Genomic DNA, 502 nt, shown 5'->3' on the forward strand with positions numbered 1-502 from the left:
GCCGAGGGGCTGGGCGGCGATGGCGGCGACAAGCCGGTGCATGAGCAATTGTCGGAGCGCGAGATGCAGGTCTTTTTGCGCCTGGCCCGCGGCGAAACGGTGAGCCACATTGCCACCAGCATGTCGCTGAGCATGAAGACCGTGAGTACCTACCGCACCCGCGTGATGGAGAAAATGGGGCTGGAGTCCAACAGCGACCTGACCTACTACGGCTTGAAGAACGGGCTGATCCAGTAGCGGGTTCATACACCCAGGGCAGCGGGGCCGGTGGCGTTGGTGCCCTCGGCCAGTTCGCTGCAGTACTGGATCAGTGCATCGATTTCCGTCGACTTGTCAAACACCCGCTTGGCACCCAGCGCCAAGCATTTGGCGCGTATGTCCTTGGTGGCGTAGTTGCTCRGAACCACCATCGCGCACTTTGGGCCCAGTTRTTGCGCGGCCTTCAGCACACCCAGACCCGATCCGCGCTTGAGAAAAATATCCACGATGACCAGGTGCCCAC

At 61.4% G+C, this 502-nt stretch carries 1 protein-coding gene and 1 pseudogene; one reads left to right on the forward strand and one right to left on the reverse strand.

Annotation, left to right across the window (positions count from 1 at the left end):
• On the forward strand, window positions 1-237 hold a 237-nt coding region (locus tag AC1D1Y_RS26220; RefSeq protein ID WP_477684925.1), incomplete at its 5' end, for a response regulator transcription factor.
• A 5-nt stretch (window positions 238-242) separates the two neighbouring features.
• On the opposite strand, the pseudogene AC1D1Y_RS26225 reads toward AC1D1Y_RS26220, so the two are convergent.
• Window positions 243-502 (reverse strand): annotated as a pseudogene (locus tag AC1D1Y_RS26225) (hypothetical protein); the annotation flags it as partial.

The organism is Polaromonas sp. P1_G1, from assembly GCF_056405595.1.